Source organism: Rhodanobacter thiooxydans, assembly GCF_021545845.1.
Classification (GTDB): Bacteria; Pseudomonadota; Gammaproteobacteria; order Xanthomonadales; family Rhodanobacteraceae; genus Rhodanobacter.
The window spans coordinates 3,195,063-3,211,752 of record NZ_CP088923.1 but is presented as its reverse complement, the minus strand read 5'-3'; the positions used below and the strand labels follow the sequence as shown (position 1 = coordinate 3,211,752).

The 16,690-nt window shown below is 67.9% G+C and carries 15 protein-coding genes; 13 read left to right on the top strand and 2 right to left on the bottom strand.

Features of this window, described 5'->3' with window-relative positions:
* Positions 1-55 precede the first annotated feature (55 nt).
* Entirely contained in the window at positions 56-460 is a 405-nt protein-coding gene (locus LRK53_RS14660; RefSeq protein WP_027491903.1) for a YbhB/YbcL family Raf kinase inhibitor-like protein, read from the bottom strand.
* Between the two features lie 251 nt (positions 461-711).
* On the opposite strand from LRK53_RS14660, the gene moaA reads away from it, so the two are divergent.
* The 13 genes from moaA to LRK53_RS14595 all read left to right on the top strand — a co-directional run bounded on the left by moaA (position 712) and on the right by LRK53_RS14595 (position 14,915).
* Entirely contained in the window at positions 712-1,692 is a 981-nt protein-coding gene (moaA, locus tag LRK53_RS14655) for a GTP 3',8-cyclase MoaA (RefSeq protein WP_027491904.1), read from the top strand.
* Positions 1,689-2,696, top strand: coding sequence for a bifunctional molybdenum cofactor biosynthesis protein MoaC/MoaB (moaCB, locus tag LRK53_RS14650; RefSeq protein WP_027491905.1), 1,008 nt, complete (start codon positions 1,689-1,691; stop codon positions 2,694-2,696). Before moaA ends, moaCB begins: the two co-directional genes overlap by 4 nt.
* The gene (locus tag LRK53_RS14645; RefSeq protein ID WP_027491906.1) at positions 2,693-3,946 is read left to right on the top strand and encodes a molybdopterin molybdotransferase MoeA; all 1,254 of its coding nucleotides are present in this window, start codon (positions 2,693-2,695) and stop codon (positions 3,944-3,946) included. Before moaCB ends, LRK53_RS14645 begins: the two co-directional genes overlap by 4 nt.
* Positions 3,943-4,203 (top strand): MoaD/ThiS family protein, encoded by a 261-nt coding sequence (locus tag LRK53_RS14640; protein WP_027491907.1) that lies wholly within the window; start codon positions 3,943-3,945, stop codon positions 4,201-4,203. The genes LRK53_RS14645 and LRK53_RS14640 overlap by 4 nt, the downstream gene beginning before the upstream one ends.
* 1 nt (position 4,204) lies before the next feature.
* Positions 4,205-4,705 (top strand): molybdenum cofactor biosynthesis protein MoaE, encoded by a 501-nt coding sequence (locus LRK53_RS14635; RefSeq protein ID WP_027491908.1) that lies wholly within the window; start codon positions 4,205-4,207, stop codon positions 4,703-4,705.
* Positions 4,683-5,267, top strand: a complete 585-nt coding sequence (mobA, locus tag LRK53_RS14630; RefSeq protein ID WP_051257502.1) for a molybdenum cofactor guanylyltransferase — start codon at positions 4,683-4,685, stop codon at positions 5,265-5,267. Before LRK53_RS14635 ends, mobA begins: the two co-directional genes overlap by 23 nt.
* Entirely contained in the window at positions 5,264-5,617 is a 354-nt protein-coding gene (locus LRK53_RS14625; protein ID WP_027491910.1) for a hypothetical protein, read from the top strand. Before mobA ends, LRK53_RS14625 begins: the two co-directional genes overlap by 4 nt.
* Positions 5,618-5,907: 290 nt before the next feature.
* Entirely contained in the window at positions 5,908-9,666 is a 3,759-nt protein-coding gene (locus tag LRK53_RS14620; RefSeq protein ID WP_027491911.1) for a nitrate reductase subunit alpha, read from the top strand.
* Positions 9,666-11,210 (top strand): nitrate reductase subunit beta, encoded by a 1,545-nt coding sequence (gene narH / locus LRK53_RS14615; RefSeq protein ID WP_027491912.1) that lies wholly within the window; start codon positions 9,666-9,668, stop codon positions 11,208-11,210. The genes LRK53_RS14620 and narH overlap by 1 nt, the downstream gene beginning before the upstream one ends.
* Positions 11,207-11,890 carry a nitrate reductase molybdenum cofactor assembly chaperone gene (narJ, locus tag LRK53_RS14610; RefSeq protein WP_027491913.1) on the top strand — a complete coding sequence of 228 codons (684 nt, stop codon included), beginning with the start codon at positions 11,207-11,209 and terminating at the stop codon, positions 11,888-11,890. Before narH ends, narJ begins: the two co-directional genes overlap by 4 nt.
* A complete protein-coding gene (gene narI, locus LRK53_RS14605; RefSeq protein ID WP_027491914.1) occupies positions 11,887-12,591 on the top strand; it encodes a respiratory nitrate reductase subunit gamma in 705 nt (234 codons plus the stop codon). Before narJ ends, narI begins: the two co-directional genes overlap by 4 nt.
* A gap of 2 nt (positions 12,592-12,593) precedes the next feature.
* On the top strand, positions 12,594-13,505 hold the full coding sequence (locus LRK53_RS14600; RefSeq protein ID WP_027491915.1) for a peptidylprolyl isomerase: 912 nt from the start codon (positions 12,594-12,596) through the stop codon (positions 13,503-13,505).
* 87 nt (positions 13,506-13,592) lie between these two features.
* Entirely contained in the window at positions 13,593-14,915 is a 1,323-nt protein-coding gene (locus LRK53_RS14595) for an MFS transporter (RefSeq protein ID WP_027491916.1), read from the top strand.
* Positions 14,916-15,009: 94 nt separating this feature from the next.
* Here LRK53_RS14595 and LRK53_RS14590 read toward each other — a convergent pair whose 3' ends face one another.
* Positions 15,010-16,665, bottom strand: coding sequence for an MFS transporter (locus tag LRK53_RS14590; RefSeq protein WP_027491917.1), 1,656 nt, complete (start codon positions 16,663-16,665; stop codon positions 15,010-15,012).
* Positions 16,666-16,690: the final 25 nt, after the last annotated feature.

Below are 16,690 nucleotides of genomic sequence, written 5' to 3'. Positions count from 1 at the left end.
CGGGAAAAAGGGTATGCAAGCCGGCGCCCGTAGCGTGGTGGAGCCGTGGCCCGGCTCAGCAGAACTGCAGCACGTTGCCTTCGCGATCGAAGGCGGCAAACTCGGCCACGCGTCCGTTGTTGATTGCGTTGACCATGAAGCGCAGCGGCTGCGCGGCTTCGTCGGTGCCCGGGGCCACGCCGGCGCGGCCGGACAGGCTGGCGACGCACACGATGTCCCACGGCAGGCCGGTGGTCGCTGACTCCTCCACCAGCGCGGCGAAGCTGGCGACTTCCTCCGGCGCCTTGTCCACGCACAGGCTGGGCGACAGGTTGCCGCCTTCCCCCCGCGCCGCGCGTTCGCGCTGCGTATCGGTAGCCGCCTCCGGCAATTCGACGCGCGCGAAGACGAACAGCAACCGTTGCGGCTCAGGCTGCCGGCGGCTCGCGTCAAGCAGATCCTGGAAGCTGGTCAGCGCCATGATGGTCGTGCATCCCCGGGAGGAACCCCGAAATTAGCATGCGGGGCGCGTGCCGGCGCGGTGATCGTGACAACGTGCCGCACGCCGGTTTGACTCCAGTCAATCGCGCCCGCGTGCCGACACGCTAACGTGACTTGTGCGTAAACTGATGTCGATGCGACACCCGCCTGTGGCAGCGGACACGTCGGCCGTCCGCGATGCGGCCGAAGGGTCGGCGGATCGGCAAGTTCGCTAATCGAAGTGGAGCGGCAGTGCAGACCCTGGTTGACCATCATGGACGCTCATTTCCCTATCTGCGCCTGTCGTTGACCGAGGCGTGCAATTACCGCTGCACGTATTGCCTGCCCGACGGCTACCAGGCGAACGGCCGGCCCGTCTTCCTCATCCTTGAGGAAATCCGGCGGCTGGTGCGCGGGTTTGCCGCGCTGGGCATGAGCAAGATCCGCCTGACCGGCGGCGAACCCAGCCTGCGCAAGGACCTGCCGGCGATCATCGCCGCCGTGGCCGCGGTGCCCGGCATCCGCCGGATTGCGCTGACCACCAACGGCTGCCGCCTGCCGCGGCTGGTGCGCGGCTGGCGCGAGGCGGGGCTGACCGCGCTCAACGTCAGCCTCGACAGCCTCGACGCCGCACGTTATCTGGACATCACCGGGCATGACCGTTTTGCCGAGGTCACCGCGGGCATCGAGCAGGCGCTGGCGCTGGGCTTCGAGGCAGTGAAGATCAACGCAGTACTGCTGCGCGGGCGCAACGACGACGAGCTTCCCGCCTGGCTGGACTACCTGCGCGGGCGCGATGTCGCGCTGCGCTTCATCGAGCTGATGCGCACCGGCGAGAACCGCGAGTTCTTCGAGCGCCACCACCTGCGCGCCGAGGGCCTGCAGCGACAGTTGCTGGCCGACGGCTGGGTGTTGCGGCCGCGCACGGCGGACGCCGGGCCGGCGCTCGAATACGCGCATCCGGACTATCGCGGCCGCATCGGCGTGATCGCGCCGTATGCCCGCGACTTCTGCGCCGGCTGCAATCGCCTGCGGGTCACCGCGCGCGGCGACCTGCGGCTGTGCCTGTTCGGCAATTTCGGCATCTCGCTGCGGCCGCTGCTGCAGTCGGACGACGACCACCACGCGCTGGTGGCGCACATCGCCACCCAGCTCGGCCTGAAGGCCGCCGGCCACGGCCTGCACCAGGGGCTGACCGGCATCACGCCGCACCTGGCCTCGATCGGAGGATGACCTTGCCCGCTACCGAACACGTCGCCGCCTTCCACATGGCGGACATCCGCGACAAGCGCCCGACCCGCCGCCGTGCCGTGGCCGTGGGCGAGTTGCAGGCCGGCCCGGTGGCGTGGCCGCTGATCGTCGAGCGCCGCCTGCCCAAGGGCGATGCGCTGGTGATGGCGGAGGTGGCCGGGCTGCAGGGCGCCAAGCAGGCTTCGGCGCTGATGCCGCTGTGCCATCCGCTGCCGCTGGAGCTGGTGCGCGTGCACTGCGAGCCGGTGGCCGAGCGGCTGGCGATCCGGGTTTATTGCGAGGTAGCGACCGAGGCCCGCACCGGGGTGGAGATGGAGGCGCTGGCCGGCGTCAACGCCGCGCTGCTGACGCTGTACGACCTGAGCAAGCCGGTCGAACCGGCGCTGGCGATCGGCGGCATCCGGCTGCTGTTCAAGGAAGGCGGCAAGAGCGGCCTGTGGCGGCACCCGGAAGGCATGAGCGAGGCGGAGCAGGCGCACTACCGCCCGCGCGACATCGCACGTCTGCAGGGCGTGTCGTGTGCCGTGGTCACGCTCAGCGACCGGGCGCACGAGGGCCGCTACGAGGACCGCTCCGGCCCGTTGCTGGTGGAGGGCCTGCGTCAGCTGGGCGCGCAGGTGGATCACGTCGACGTGCTGCCCGATGGCGTGCAGCCGCTGGCCGCGCACCTGCGCGCGCTGGCGGCGGCGCAGGTACGCCTGTGCCTGTGCACCGGCGGCACCGGGCTGGGTCCGCGTGACCTCACGCCCGAGGCACTGGCGCAGGTGGCCGATCGCCGGGTCAGCGGGCTGGCCGAGATGCTGCGCAGCGAAAGCGCGCGGCATACGCCACAGGCATGGCTGAGCCGGGCCGAAGCGGTGCAGCTGGGGCGCATGCTGGTGCTGGCGATGCCGGGCAGCCCGCGGGCGGCAGGCCAGGGCCTGGCGATCGTGGGGCCGCTGCTGGCCCATGCGCTGGCCATGATGGATGGCGAGGCACACCCGTGATCGGTTACCACGATGCGCTGGCGCTCATCCTCGAGCGGACACGCCGGCTGCCGGAGCGCCGGTGTCCGCTGGAGCAGGCGCTGGGTCGGCTGCTGGCCCGGTCGGTGAGCAGCCCCGCCGAGTTGCCGCCGTTCGACAATGCCGCGATGGACGGCTTCGCCCTGCATGCCGGCGATGCCCGGCTGCCGGCCGGCAGCGAGCATGTCGTGATGGGCGCGCAGGCGGCGGGCGACGCCCTGGCGCAGGCCGCCGGCGGCGCCTGGGAAATCATGACCGGCGCGCGCATGCCCGCGGGGATGGACACGGTGGTGCCGGTGGAGCAGGTCGAGATCGTCGAGCACGATGGCGACGGCCGGCCGCGGCGCATCCGGCTGGGTATCGACGTCGAGGCTGGCCGGCACGTGCGTCGCTGCGGCGAGGACGTGCCGCTGGGCGCCGAGCTGATGCCGGCGGGCGAACTGTTGCAGGCGCAACACCTGGCGCTGCTGGCCGCGCTGGGCGTCGCCGAGGTGCCGGTCGTGCGGCGCCCGCGCGTGGCCATCATCTGCACCGGCCGGGAACTGGTGGACGACCCCGGCCAGCCGCTGCAGAGCGGACAGATCCGCAACAGCAACGGCCCGTTCCTGGCTGCGCGCCTCGCCGCCGCCGGCGCGCAGGTGGTGTATCGGCAGACGGTGCAGGATGACCCGGCGGCCTTCGTGCGCGCGCTGGGCGAGGCGCTGCATGCCGGGGCAACGGTGGTGCTCAGTACCGGCGCGGTGTCGATGGGACGCCATGATTTCGTGCCTGAGGCGCTGCGCGAGCTTGGTGCGCAGATCCATTTCCACAAGCTGCGGATCCGCCCGGGCAAGCCTTTGCTGTTCGCCAGCCTGCCGGATGGCGCGTTGTTCTTCGGGCTGCCGGGCAACCCGGTGTCCAGCGCGGTGGGCCTGCGTTTCTTCGTCGAGCCGGCCTTGCGCGGCATGCTCGGCCTGCCGCCGGAGCGCCCGCTGCGGCTGCCGCTGCAGCAGCGCTTCGAGCAGCGCGTGCCGTTGCGCTGCTTCCTCAAGGGCAAGCTGGCGCTGGCGGCCGACGGGCGCCTGCAGGCCGTGCTGCTGGACGGGCAGGAGTCGTTCCGGATCCGCCCGTTGCTCGACACCGGCGCCTGGGTGGTGCTGGCCGAGGATGCGCAGGTTCGCGAGCCGGGCAGCATGGTCGAGGTTTATGCGCTGGGGCACTTGCAGCCGCTGGCGATCGGGGGCGAAGCATGAAGGTCGAAGTCAGCCTGTTTGGTGCGTTCCGCGATTACGAGCCAGGCGCGGCGGTGACGCTGGAAGTGCCCGCGGGTGCGTGCGTGGCCGACCTGCGCAGTGCGCTGGCGGCGCATGGCCGCGCGCATTGGCCTGGGTTCCGGGAAGGCCTGCTGTTGCGCTCGGCTTTCGCCAGCCAGACCTGTGTGCTGGGCGAGCAGGAGCCCTTGCCCGAGAGCGGACCGGTGGTGGTGCTGCCGCCGGTCGGAGGAGGTTGAGATGAGCGACTTCCGTTGCATGATCGTGGACGTCGAACACCGGCGCATCGATCCGGCCGCCGCGCTGGAGTTCGTTGCCGACCCGGCCTTCGGCGGGTTCGCCATGTTCGTCGGTCGGGTGCGCGAGCAGAACCAGGGGCGGGCGGTCACCGGCGTCAGCTACGACGTGTTCGAGCAACTGGCGCTGGTGGGCTTCGACGACATCATGCGACGTGCGCAAGAGCAGTTCGGGCCACGCCTGAAGATCTATCTGGCCCATGCCCGCGGGCGGCTCGGCATCGGCGACGTCGCGGTGGTGGTGGCGGTGGGCACACCGCATCGCGACGAGGCGTTCCGCGCCTGCCGCCAGGTCATCGAGGCGGTCAAGCACGGCAGCCCGATCTGGAAACAGGAGCACTACGTGGACGGCAGCAGCGAGTGGAGCGAAGGCTGTTCGCTGTGCGAGTCACACGAACAAGATAGCCGGCCGGAGTCGCGACATGACGGTCACGCGCACAGTTGAGCCGGCGCCCGCGTTCGGCGGCGTGGTGCTTGCCGGCGGCCAGTCCTCGCGCATGGGTACCGACAAGGCCGCCCTGCCGTGGCGCGGTCGCCCGCTGCTGCAGCACATGCGCGGCTTGCTGGAGCAGGCCGGCGCGCAACGCGTGCTGACCTGCGGCCCCGATCCCGAGGTGCAGGGCCTGCCCGACCGGCAGCCCGGCCTGGGCCCCGTCGGCGGCCTGCTGACCCTGGCGCAGGCCCAGTCGGACGGCATCTATCTGATACTGCCGGTGGACATGCCGCGACTGACGAGCGGGTTGCTGCGGCGACTGCTCGGCGCACTGGCGGAGGCCGAAGAAATATCCTGCGCGATGTTCGCCGGGCATGTGCTGCCGCTGTGCCTGCGCTTGGACGAAACGACGCGCGCGGCGATCGCGGCTGTCGCCGGCCAGGTGCCGCGCATGCGTTCGCTGCGCGCCCTGCATGCCCAGCTGCAGGGTGCGGAACTGGCCGTCGACGACGACGAGCGCCGCTGCCTGGTCAATTGCAACACGCCCGAACAGTGGCAGGAGGTGCAGCCGTGAAGTTGCAGATCGATGGCCAGCAATGGCGCCTGCGGATCGACGAAGACGAACTCGCGCGCCTGCGCGACGGCCGGGCGCTGGACAGCATGAGCCACCTTCCCGACGGCGCCGCATTCGGCTTTTCGCTGGCGCTGCTGCCCGTGGCGCAGGCCGGGCTGCAGCGGCGCGGCGACAGCTGGTCGTTCGCCCTGCCGGTCGAGCGCGTGGAGGCGTACGTGCAGCAATTGCCGTGCAAAAAGGGGCTGGAATTCGCGTTGCCGGCCAGCGCCGCGGTCGAGTGGCGGCTGCTGTTCGAGGTGGATGTGCGCGACAGCGTGAGCCGCCGCGGCGCGCCGCCGCGCCCGCGCTGAGGAAGCCGCTGCGGCAGGGCGTCGCAGCGTGACCGCGCCGGCGGCATGCGGCGGGGGGGGATGCCGTGCTCACGACACCAGCGCAGGTGTGGCAACCGTTGCGGCGGAACTTGCGGACAGGTTGCGCCGACCGAGTCGAATCCGTACCAATCTGGTCATGATTCCGTGCTCTTGATCGGTGTCAATTTTGTGGTGGCATCACTCGCCTAGGCTCCGTCCATCGGGCTGACGGAAGTGATGCGCAAGCGCTGCTGACACGACGACGCCACAGACTGCCAAGAGGGCTTTGCATGAGTTACTTCCTTGACCGGCTGCAGTTCTTCAAGCGCAGCTCAGAGACGTTTTCGGCGGGCCATGGCACCACCCGCACGGACAATCGGGATTGGGAAAACGGCTATCGCGCCCGCTGGCAGCACGACAAGATCGTGCGCTCCACCCACGGCGTGAACTGCACCGGCTCGTGCAGCTGGAAGATCTACGTCAAGAACGGCCTGGTGACCTGGGAAACCCAGCAGACCGACTACCCGCGCACGCGGCCGGACCTGCCCAACCACGAGCCGCGCGGCTGCCCGCGCGGGGCCAGCTATTCCTGGTACCTGTACAGCGCCAACCGGCTGAAGTACCCGCTGGTGCGCGGCGCGCTGCTGCGCCTGTGGCGCGAGGCGCGCAAGACGATGGCGCCGGTCGAGGCATGGGCCAGCATCGTCGGCGACCCGGCCAAGGCGAAGTCGTACAAGAGCAAGCGCGGCATGGGCGGCTTCGTGCGCGTGCGCTGGGACGAAGCCAACGAGATCATCGCCGCGTCCAACCTGCACACGGTGAAGCAGCACGGCCCCGATCGCGTGATCGGCTTCTCGCCGATCCCGGCGATGTCGATGATCTCCTACGCGTCGGGCGCGCGCTACCTGTCGCTGCTGGGCGGCACCTGCCTGTCGTTCTATGACTGGTACTGCGACCTGCCGCCGTCCTCGCCGCAGGTGTGGGGCGAGCAGACCGACGTACCCGAATCGGCCGACTGGTACAACAGCCGCTACATCATCGCGTGGGGTTCCAACGTGCCGCAGACGCGCACGCCCGATGCGCACTTCTTCACCGAGGCCCGCTACAACGGCACCAAGACGGTGGCGATCACGCCCGACTACGCCGAAGTCGCCAAGCTCACCGACCACTGGCTGCACCCCAAGCAGGGCACCGATGCGGCGCTGGCGTTCGCCTTCGGCCACGTGATCCTGAAGGAGTTCCACGTCGACCACCCGACGGAGTACTTCATCGACTACTGCCGCCAGTACACCGACATGCCGCTGCTGGTGCGGCTGGAGCGGCGTGCCGACGGCCGCCTGGTGGCGGAGCGTTTCCTGCGCGCCAGCGACCTCGGCGGGCTGGGCGAATCGAACAACCCCGAGTGGAAGACGCTGGCGCTGGACGAGCACAGCGGCGAGATCACCGTGCCCAACGGTTCGGTCGGCTTCCGCTGGGGCGAGCAGGGCAAGTGGAATATCGAGGAAAAGGATAGCCAGGGCCGGGCGACCCGCCTGCGGCTGTCGCTAAAGGACGCCAACGACGGCATCGAGGCGGTCAGCTTCCCGTACTTCGGCGGCATCGAGCACGACCGCTGGACCGCCTCGAAGTTCGAGGACATCCTCGAGCGCAACGTGCCGGTGCGCCGCCTGCAGCTGGCCGACGGCAAGCAGTGGGAGGTTGCCACCGTCTACGACCTGCTGCTGGCGCACTACGGCGTCGACCGCGGCTTCGGCGGCGCCAACGTGGCGTCCGGCTACGACGACAACGTGCCGGGCACGCCGGCGTGGCAGGAGAAGATCACCGGCGTGCCGCGCGCCGAGGTGGTGGAGATCGCCCGCGAATTCGCCGGCACCGCGGCCAAGACCCGCGGCCGCAGCATGATCATCGTCGGCGCCGGCATGAACCACTGGTTCCACAACGACATGAACTACCGCGGCCTGATCAACATGCTGATGATGTGCGGCTGCATCGGCCAGACCGGCGGCGGCTGGGCGCACTACGTGGGGCAGGAAAAACTGCGCCCGCAGACCGGCTGGCAACCGCTGGCGTTCGGCCTGGACTGGAGTCGCCCGCCGCGGCAGATGAACGGCACCTCGTTCTTCTACTTCATGTCCGACCAGTGGCGCTACGAAAAGCTGGAGATGAAGGAAATCCTGTCGCCGCTGGCCGACCCGGCCCGCTTCACCGGCAGCCAGGCCGACCTCAACCTGCAGGCGATCCGCATGGGCTGGCTGCCCAGCGCGCCGCAGCTGGACCGCAACCCGCTGGAGATCGTCAAGGCCGCCGAACAGGCCGGCCGTTCGCCAGCCGAATACGTGGTCGAGCAGCTGCGGCAGGGCAAGCTGGACTTCGCCTACGCCGATCCCGATGCGCCGCAGAATTTTCCGCGCGTGCTGTTCATCTGGCGCTCGAACCTGCTCGGCTCCTCCGGCAAGGGCCATGAGTACATGCTGCGGCACCTGCTGGGCACGCGGCATGGCCTGCAGGGCAAGGACCTGGGCGAGCGCGGCGCGGTCAAGCCCGAGGAAGTGGCGTGGCGCGACGAGGCGCCGGAAGGCAAGCTCGACCTGCTGGTGACGCTGGATTTCCGCATGTGCACCACCGCGCTGTACTCGGACATCGTGCTGCCGACGGCGACCTGGTACGAGAAGAACGATCTCAACACCTCCGACATGCACCCATTCATCCACCCGCTGTCCAAGGCGGTGGACCCGGCGTGGGAATCGCGCAGCGACTGGGACATCTTCAAGGGCGTCGCCCGCTCGGTCAGCGACATGGCGCCCGGCGTGCTGGGGGTGGAAAAGGACCTGGTGCTGGTACCGACCCTGCACGACACGCCCGGCGAGCTGGCCATGCCGTTCGGCGTCACCGACTGGAAGAAAGGCCAGTGCGAGCCGATTCCCGGCAAGACCATGCCGTCGATCGCCGTGGTCGAGCGCGACTACCCCAACCTGTACAAGAAGTTCACTTCGCTCGGGCCGCTGCTGGACAAGCTCGGCAACGGCGGCAAGGGCATGCAGTGGGATACGCGCGACGAGGTCGATTTCCTCGGCAAGCTCAACCACGCGGTGACCGAGCCGGGCGTCAGCCACGGACGGCCGCGCATCGACACCGCGATCGACGCCTGCGAGGTGGTGCTGCATCTGGCGCCGGAGACCAACGGCCACGTCGCGGTCAAGGCCTGGGAGTCGCTGGGCAGGTTCACCGGTCGCGAGCACACCCATCTGGCGCGCGGCAAGGAACACGAGGCGATCCGCTTCCGCGACATCCAGGCGCAGCCGCGCAAGATCATCTCCTCGCCGATCTGGTCGGGCCTGGAGGACGATCACGTCAGCTACAACGCCTGCTACACCAACGTGCACGAGCTGATCCCGTGGCGCACCATCAGCGGCCGCCAGCAGTTCTACCAGGACCACGAGTGGATGATCGCCTTCGGCGAGGGCTTCATGAGCTACCGCCCGCCGGTCGACACCAAGACCATCGAGCCGCTGCACAACAAACGCGGCAACGGTCACCGCGAGATCGTGCTGAACTGGATCACCCCGCACCAGAAGTGGGGCATCCACAGCACCTACAGCGACAACCTGCTGATGCAGACCCTGTCGCGCGGCGGTCCGATCGTGTGGATCAGCGAGGACGATGCGCGCGAGGCCGGCATCGAGGATAACGACTGGATCGAGCTGTTCAACATCAACGGCGCGATCGCCGCACGTGCGGTGGTCAGCCAGCGCGTGATGCCGGGCATGGCGATGATGTACCACGCACAGGAACGCATCATCAACATGCCCGGTTCGGAAATCACCGGCACCCGCGGCGGCATCCACAACTCGGTCACCCGCGTGGTGCTCAAGCCGACCCACATGATCGGCGGCTACGCGCAACTGGCCTGGGGCTTCAACTACTACGGCACCTGCGGCACCAACCGCGACGAGTTCGTGATCGTGCGCAAGATGGACAAGGTCGACTGGCTGGACGGCGAACCGGGTTCCGTCCCCCCCAGGCCGGCGGATGCCAAGGAGGTGGCGTGATGAAAGTCCGTGCCCAGATCGCGATGGTGCTCAACCTCGACAAGTGCATCGGCTGCCACACCTGCTCGATCACCTGCAAGAACGTGTGGACCAGTCGCGAAGGCGTCGAGTACGCCTGGTTCAACAACGTCGAAACCAAGCCCGGCATCGGCTACCCGAAGGAGTGGGAGAACCAGGACAAGTGGAACGGCGGCTGGGTGCGCACCGGTGCCGGCAAGCTGGTGCCGCGCGCCGGCGGCCGCTGGCGCATGCTGTCGAAGATCTTCGCCAACCCCGACCTGCCGCAGATCGACGACTACTACGAGCCGTTCACTTTCGACTACCAGCACCTGCACCAGGCGCCGGAAGGCTCTCATCAGCCCACCGCGCGCCCGCGCTCGCTGATCAGCGGCGAGCGCATGCAGAAAATCGAATGGGGGCCGAACTGGGAGGAAATCCTCGGCACCGAATTCGCCAAGCGCGCCAAGGACCGCAACTTCGACAACGTGCAGAAGGAGATCTACAGCGCGTTCGAGAAGACCTTCATGATGTACCTGCCGCGCCTGTGCGAGCACTGCCTCAACCCGGCCTGCGTGTCGGCGTGTCCCTCCGGCGCGATCTACAAGCGCGAGGAAGACGGCATCGTGCTGATCGACCAGGACAAGTGCCGCGGCTGGCGCATGTGCGTGTCGGCCTGCCCGTACAAGAAGATCTACTACAACTGGAAGAGCGGCAAGTCGGAAAAGTGCACCTTCTGCTACCCGCGCATCGAGATGGGCGAGCCGACCGTGTGCTCGGAGACCTGCGTCGGGCGCATCCGCTACCTCGGCGTGATGCTGTACGACGCCGACCGCATCCAGGAAGCCGCCTCGGTGCCGGCCGAGAAGGACCTGTACCAGGCGCATCTGGGCATCTTCCTCGACCCGTTCGATCCGGCGGTGATCGAGGCCGCACGCAAGGAAGGCATCCCCGACAACTGGCTGGAGGCGGCCAAGGGCTCGCCGGTCTACAAGCTGGCGATCGACTGGAAGCTGGCGTTGCCGCTGCACCCGGAATACCGCACCTTGCCGATGGTGTGGTACGTGCCGCCGCTGTCGCCGATCCAGTCCGCCGCCGAGCGCGGTCGCGTGGGCATGAACGGCGAGCTGCCGGATGTCGCCTCGCTGCGTATTCCGCTGCGTTATCTCGCCAACCTGCTGTCGGCCGGCGACGAGGCGCCGGTGGTGCGCGCGCTGGAGCGGATGATGGCGATGCGCGCGTGGCGCCGCGCGCGCAACGTCGACGGCATCGAGGATCTGGCCGTACTGAAGCAGGCCGGTCTGAGCGTGGCGCAGGCCGAGGACATGTACCGCTACCTCGCCATCGCCAACTACGAGGACCGCTTCGTCATTCCAACCGGGCATCGCGAATACGCCAACGACGCGTTCGGCGAACGCGGCGGCTGCGGCTTCACCTTCGGCAACGGCTGCAGCGGCAACAGCCCGGCCGATCTGTTCGGCGAGCGCAAGATCACCACCTTCACGGTGCAGCCGGTGCGCAAGGAAAAAGACGGAGTCGCCCCATGAGCCTGCTGAAACTGATCGGCGTGCTGCTGGACTACCCCGACGACGCGTTGTGGCAGCACGGCGACGAACTGCTCGCCGCCGCCGCCGACCCGGCGCTGCCGGCGGCGCGGCGGAAGGCATTGACGGGTTTCGTGCAGGGTTTGCTCGACACCGACCCGCTGACCGCGCAGGACGCCTGGCTGCAGACCTTCGACCGTGGCCGCTCGATGAGCCTGCTGCTGTTCGAGCACATCCACGGCGAATCGCGCGACCGCGGCCAGGCGATGGTTGACCTGATCGAGGCCTACCGCAAGCAGGGCTTCGAGCTGGCGGCGAAGGAACTGCCCGATTACCTGCCGCTGCTGCTGGAATTCCTGGCACAGCGCCCGCCGGCCGAGGTGCACGACTGGCTCGGCCACATCAGCCACATCGTCGGCATGCTCGCGGCGCGCGCCGGCGAGCGCGGCAGCCCCAGCCAGGTGCTGTTCGAGCTGCTGCTGGAACTGGCCGACGGCAAGCCCGACCTGGCGCTGCTGCGCCAACGCGCCAGCGAGGAGCCGCGCGACGACACCGCCGAGGCGATGGATCGGTTGTGGGAGGAGGAAGCGGTCCGTTTCGGCGCCGATGCGCCTGACGACAGCTGCCGGCCGAGCACGCGCCGGCCTTCGCCATCCACTGCCGCCCCGCAGGTGCAGCCATGAACTATCTCGACCAATTCGCCTTCCAGCTGTACCCGTACATCGCCATGGCGGTGTTCTTCATCGGCAGCTGGGCGCGCTTCGATCGCGCCATGTACACCTGGCGCACCGGCTCCAGCCAGCTGCTGTCCGGTCGCGGCATGCGCCTGGGCAGCAACCTGTTCCACGTCGGCATCCTGATCGTGCTCGGCGGTCATCTGGTCGGCCTGCTGACGCCGCATGCGGTCTACGAGCTGGTGATCACCGCGCCGCAGAAGCAGCTGCTGGCGATAGTGGTCGGCGGCGTGTTCGGCGTGATCTGCCTGGCGGGCCTGCTGATCCTGCTGGTGCGCCGGCTGTTCAACCCGCGGGTGCGTGCCACCGGCACCACCGGCGACACCGTGATCCTGGTGTTGCTGTTGCTGCAGCTGCTGCTCGGCCTGTACACCATCGTGATTTCCAGCCACCACATGGACGGCAGCGTGATGATTGCCCTGGCCGAGTGGGCGCAGCACATCGTCACCTTCCGCTGGGGCGCGGCAAGTTACGTGATCGGCGTGAACTGGATCTACAAGGCGCACATCTTCCTCGGCATGACGCTGTTCCTGGTGGCGCCGTTCACGCGGCTGGTGCACGTGTGGAGCATCCCCATCAGCTACCTGTGGCGGCCCTACCAGGTGGTGCGCCGGCGCCAGGCGACGTTGCGCTACGGATCGAGGGACTGAGCATGACGCTGGGCAAAGCCGATGCGCGAGGCATCCCGCTGACCATCATCGATTCGGCCAAGCCGGTGACGCAGGAGGCGCACGAGCATCGGCACGACAGCAAGGGCGAGGGCCCGCGCACGCTGGGCCAGCCGGCGCCGTGCTACCTGTTCGTGGACGAGCAGGCGATCAGTGAAGCCGAGATCGCGCAGGAGATGCAGCACCATCGTGCGCCGACCCCGGCGCAGTCCCGCGCCGCTGCAGCCCGCGCGCTGGTGGTACGCGAGCTGCTGCGTCGCGAAGTACAGCGGCTCGGCCTGGCTGGACAGGTGCCGGCCGATAGCCAGGAAACCGTAGAGGAGGCCGGCATCCGCGTGTTGCTGGAACGCGAAATCGAGGATCGCGTGCCTGCGGAAGAGGCTTGCCGGCGCTACTACGAGCAGAACCGCCAGCTGTTCCGCGCGCCCGACCTGGTCCGTGTGCGGCACGTCCTGCTGGGTGCGGCGGCCGACGATGTCACTGGCCGCATCCGCGCCCGTGCCGAGGCCGAGCGCCTGATCGCCGAGCTGAAGATCAACCCTGTGCTGTTTGCCGATTTCGCGATGCGCCATTCCGACTGTCCGTCGAAGACGCAGGGCGGTGAACTCGGCTGGTTGCAGCGGGGCCAGGCCACGCCCGAATTCGATCGTCAGGTGTTCCGTCTGCGCGAAGGCCTGGCGGCATTTCCGGTCGAATCGCGCTGGGGCTACCACGTAGTCAGCGTCGATGGCATCCAGCCCGGCGCCGAGCAGGCGTTCGACGCGGTTCGGGAGCGGATTTCCGACTATCTGGAATTGCAGGTGCGTCAACGCGAGCTGCAGCTCTACCTGCTCGGCTTGCAGGAGCGTTACCCGGTGCGCGGTCTGGATGCGATCGAGGCACTGGCCAGCGCCTGATGTGCCGGCCGCACGTTTCCGCGACAACGACAGCCGGTCTTCCCGTGGACCGGCCTTCAACACCTCACATCTACCGGATTCACCAGCATGCATGAGTCGAGCATCGTGTCTCGTGGCGAGCAGCAGCGTGCCCTGTGGCTAAGCACCTTCGCCTTCACCGTGTGTTTTGCGGTGTGGACGATATTCTCCATCATCGGCATCCAGATCAAGCAGCAACTCGGCCTCAATGAAACCCAGTTCGGCCTGCTGATCGCCACGCCCATCCTTACCGGATCGCTGATCCGCCTGCTGCTCGGCATCTGGGCCGACCAGTACGGCGGCCATCGCGTGTTCGCCGCGGTGATGCTGTGTGCGGCCGTGGCCACCTGGATGCTTGGTTACGCGCACACCTACCCGCAGTTTCTGGTCGCCGCGTTGTTCGTCGGCATTGCCGGCGGCGCATTCTCGGTCGGGGTGGCCTACGTGTCGAAGTGGTTCCCGGCGAGCCGGCAGGGCACGGCGCTGGGTATCTTCGGCGCGGGCAACGTCGGCGCCGCGGTCACCAAGCTGCTGGCACCGATGGTGATGGTTGCTGCGGGCTGGATCATGGTCAGCAAGATCTGGGCGATCGCTCTGGCACTGACCGCCGTGCTGTTCTACCTGTTCAGTCGGGAGGACCCTTCATTGGCGCAGCGGCGCAAGTCAGGTACCAAGCCGATGTCGTTCCGCGAACAGATGATGCCGCTGCGCAACCTGCAGGTGTGGCGTTTTTCGCTCTACTACTTCTTCGTCTTCGGCGGTTTCGTGGCGCTGGCCTTGTGGCTGCCGCACTTCCTCACCGGTGTCTACAAGCTGGACGTGAGGACCGCCGGCATTCTTGCTGCCTTCTATTCGATTCCGGCCAGCCTGTTCCGCATCGTTGGCGGGGTGCTGTCCGACCGCATCGGCGCGCGCAGGGTGATGTACTGGACCTTCGGCGTCTCCGCCATCTGCACCTTCCTGCTCGCCTATCCGGACACCCAATATGTCGTGAAGGGCATCAGGAGCGACATCACCCTGCACCTGGCGACCGGCGTGGTGCCGTTCACGGTGCTGGTGTTCGTGCTGGGTTTCTTCATGTCGCTGGGCAAGGCGGCGGTGTACAAGCACATCCCAGTCTATTACCCCCAGCATGTAGGTTCGGTGGGCGGCGTGGTCGGCATGATCGGCGGACTGGGCGGTTTTGTCCTGCCGATCGCGTTCGGCGTATTGAACGACGTCGTCGGCGTGTGGACCAGCTGCTTCATGCTGTTGTTTGTCCTGGCGGCCGCTTCGCTGGCGTGGATGCACTTCGCGATTCGGCGCATGGAACGTCGGCACTTCCCGCAGATCGGCCGCGAGACGGATCTGCCGGAGGTCATGGATGCTATGGCTGTGCCGCGGGACCGCTGAGCGCGTGGCGGCTACGGGCGGAGTGCGGCACGCGCAGGCTGCGCGCAACACCGGCAAGCGCGGCGAACCGCGCCTGCCGGCTCGCTGCCTGCGATCAGGGATTCTTCACGTACGCGTTCTTGCGCAGGTAGAACCACCAGTTGAGCAACAGGCACAGGGCATAGAACGCCGCGAAACCGTACATCGCCATCTCGGGTGTCCCGAGTTTGATCTGCTCCCCGATCACCACCGGCGCGGCAAACGCACCGTAGGCGGCGACGGCTGAAGTCCAGCCCAGCACCGGACCGGCCTGCTGGCGGTCGAAGATCGCACCGATGGTGCGGAAGGTCGAGCCGTTGCCTACGCCGGTGGCGGCGAACAGCAGGACGAACAGCGCGAGGAAGGTGAAGAAGTAGTCCTCGGGCGTCGCCGAGTGGTAGGCCTTCATCATCACGTAGCCGGCCGCCACCGAGGCGACGACCATCACCACGGAGACCCACTGGGTGACGATCGAGCCGCCGATCTTGTCCGAGATCCAGCCGCCGATCGGGCGCGTCAATGCGCCGACGAAGGGGCCGATCCAAGCGTAGGCGAGCACCGGCAACCCATTCGGATTCGGCTGCGTGTGCGCCATCACGCCGTTCGCGTCGGGCACGTGGATGACGTCGAAGATCACCTTCATCGACAGCGGCAGCGCCATCGAGAAACCGATGAACGAGCCGAAGGTGACGATGTAGAGGATCGTCATCGCCCAGGTGTGCCGGTTGCGGAAAATCTCGAACTGCCTGGTCACGCCCTCCTTCATCGGGCCGAAGGCGGCGAGCTTCATCACCGCCAGCATCAGGATGATGTCAAGCGGGATCGCGGCCCAGACGTTGAGCACGCCCAGGCCGGTCGGCGCCGGCAGGTACAGCCAGAGCATGAAAATCGACGGCACGAAGGCGAGCGTGTACAGGTAGGTGATCTTCGCGAACGCGACGAGCGAGTTGCCGGTGGCGGGCGAGATCGTCTTCAGGTTGTTCATGCCGAACCAGCACAGGATCGACAGCGGCACCAGCGACAGCGCCCAGGCGAAGCCCGAGTTCTGTATCCAGGTCGGCGTGCCGGCCGGGATCTTGCCGAAGATCCAGCCGCTTTCCTTGAGCAGGGTCTCGGGGCCGCCGCCGAGGGCGCCGAAGATGCTCACCGTCATGACCAGCGGAATGACGATCTGCATCGTCGTCACGCCGAAGTTGCCGAGTCCCGCGTTGAGGCCGAGCGCCGTGCCCTGCAGCCGCTTGGGGAAAAAGCCGGTGATGTTGGACATCGATGATGCGAAATTGCCGCCACCGACGCCGCACCACAACGCCATCAGCTGGAAGGCCCACAGCGGCCAGTCCTTGTGCTGCAGCACGATGCCGGTGCCGATGGCCGGCGCCAGCAGCATCGCCGTGGTCAGGAAGATCGTGTTGCGCCCGCCCGCGAGGCGGATCAGGAACGATGCCGGGATGCGCATCGTGGCGCCGGCGATGCCGGCGATCGCGGTCAGCGTGAAGAGCTCGGCTTGCGTGAACGGAAAACCGAGGTTGAGCATCTGCACCGTGATGATGCCCCACATGCCCCAGATCGCGAAGCCGCATAGCAGGGCGGGGATCGAGATCCACAAGTTGCGGTAGGCGATCCGCTTGCCGGTCGTCTGCCAGAACGCGGGGTCCTCCGGGCGCCAGTCGTCGATGTCCGCGCCGCTTGAGTGCGTGGCTGGCGCAGCGCCAGGGCCTGATTTCGTGTTCATGGTGGTCCTCGGGTCGTCTCGTGGG

Coding starts and splice junctions, on each gene's coding strand:
- LRK53_RS14660 (WP_027491903.1), bottom strand. CDS start 460: ATGGCGCTGACCAGCTTCCAGGATCTGCTTGACGCGAGCCGCCGGCAG.
- moaCB (WP_027491905.1), top strand. CDS start 1,689: ATGACCTTGCCCGCTACCGAACACGTCGCCGCCTTCCACATGGCGGAC.
- LRK53_RS14640 (WP_027491907.1), top strand. CDS start 3,943: ATGAAGGTCGAAGTCAGCCTGTTTGGTGCGTTCCGCGATTACGAGCCA.
- LRK53_RS14635 (WP_027491908.1), top strand. CDS start 4,205: ATGAGCGACTTCCGTTGCATGATCGTGGACGTCGAACACCGGCGCATC.
- mobA (WP_051257502.1), top strand. CDS start 4,683: ATGACGGTCACGCGCACAGTTGAGCCGGCGCCCGCGTTCGGCGGCGTG.
- LRK53_RS14620 (WP_027491911.1), top strand. CDS start 5,908: ATGAGTTACTTCCTTGACCGGCTGCAGTTCTTCAAGCGCAGCTCAGAG.
- narH (WP_027491912.1), top strand. CDS start 9,666: ATGAAAGTCCGTGCCCAGATCGCGATGGTGCTCAACCTCGACAAGTGC.
- narJ (WP_027491913.1), top strand. CDS start 11,207: ATGAGCCTGCTGAAACTGATCGGCGTGCTGCTGGACTACCCCGACGAC.
- narI (WP_027491914.1), top strand. CDS start 11,887: ATGAACTATCTCGACCAATTCGCCTTCCAGCTGTACCCGTACATCGCC.
- LRK53_RS14600 (WP_027491915.1), top strand. CDS start 12,594: ATGACGCTGGGCAAAGCCGATGCGCGAGGCATCCCGCTGACCATCATC.
- LRK53_RS14595 (WP_027491916.1), top strand. CDS start 13,593: ATGCATGAGTCGAGCATCGTGTCTCGTGGCGAGCAGCAGCGTGCCCTG.
- LRK53_RS14590 (WP_027491917.1), bottom strand. CDS start 16,665: ATGAACACGAAATCAGGCCCTGGCGCTGCGCCAGCCACGCACTCAAGC.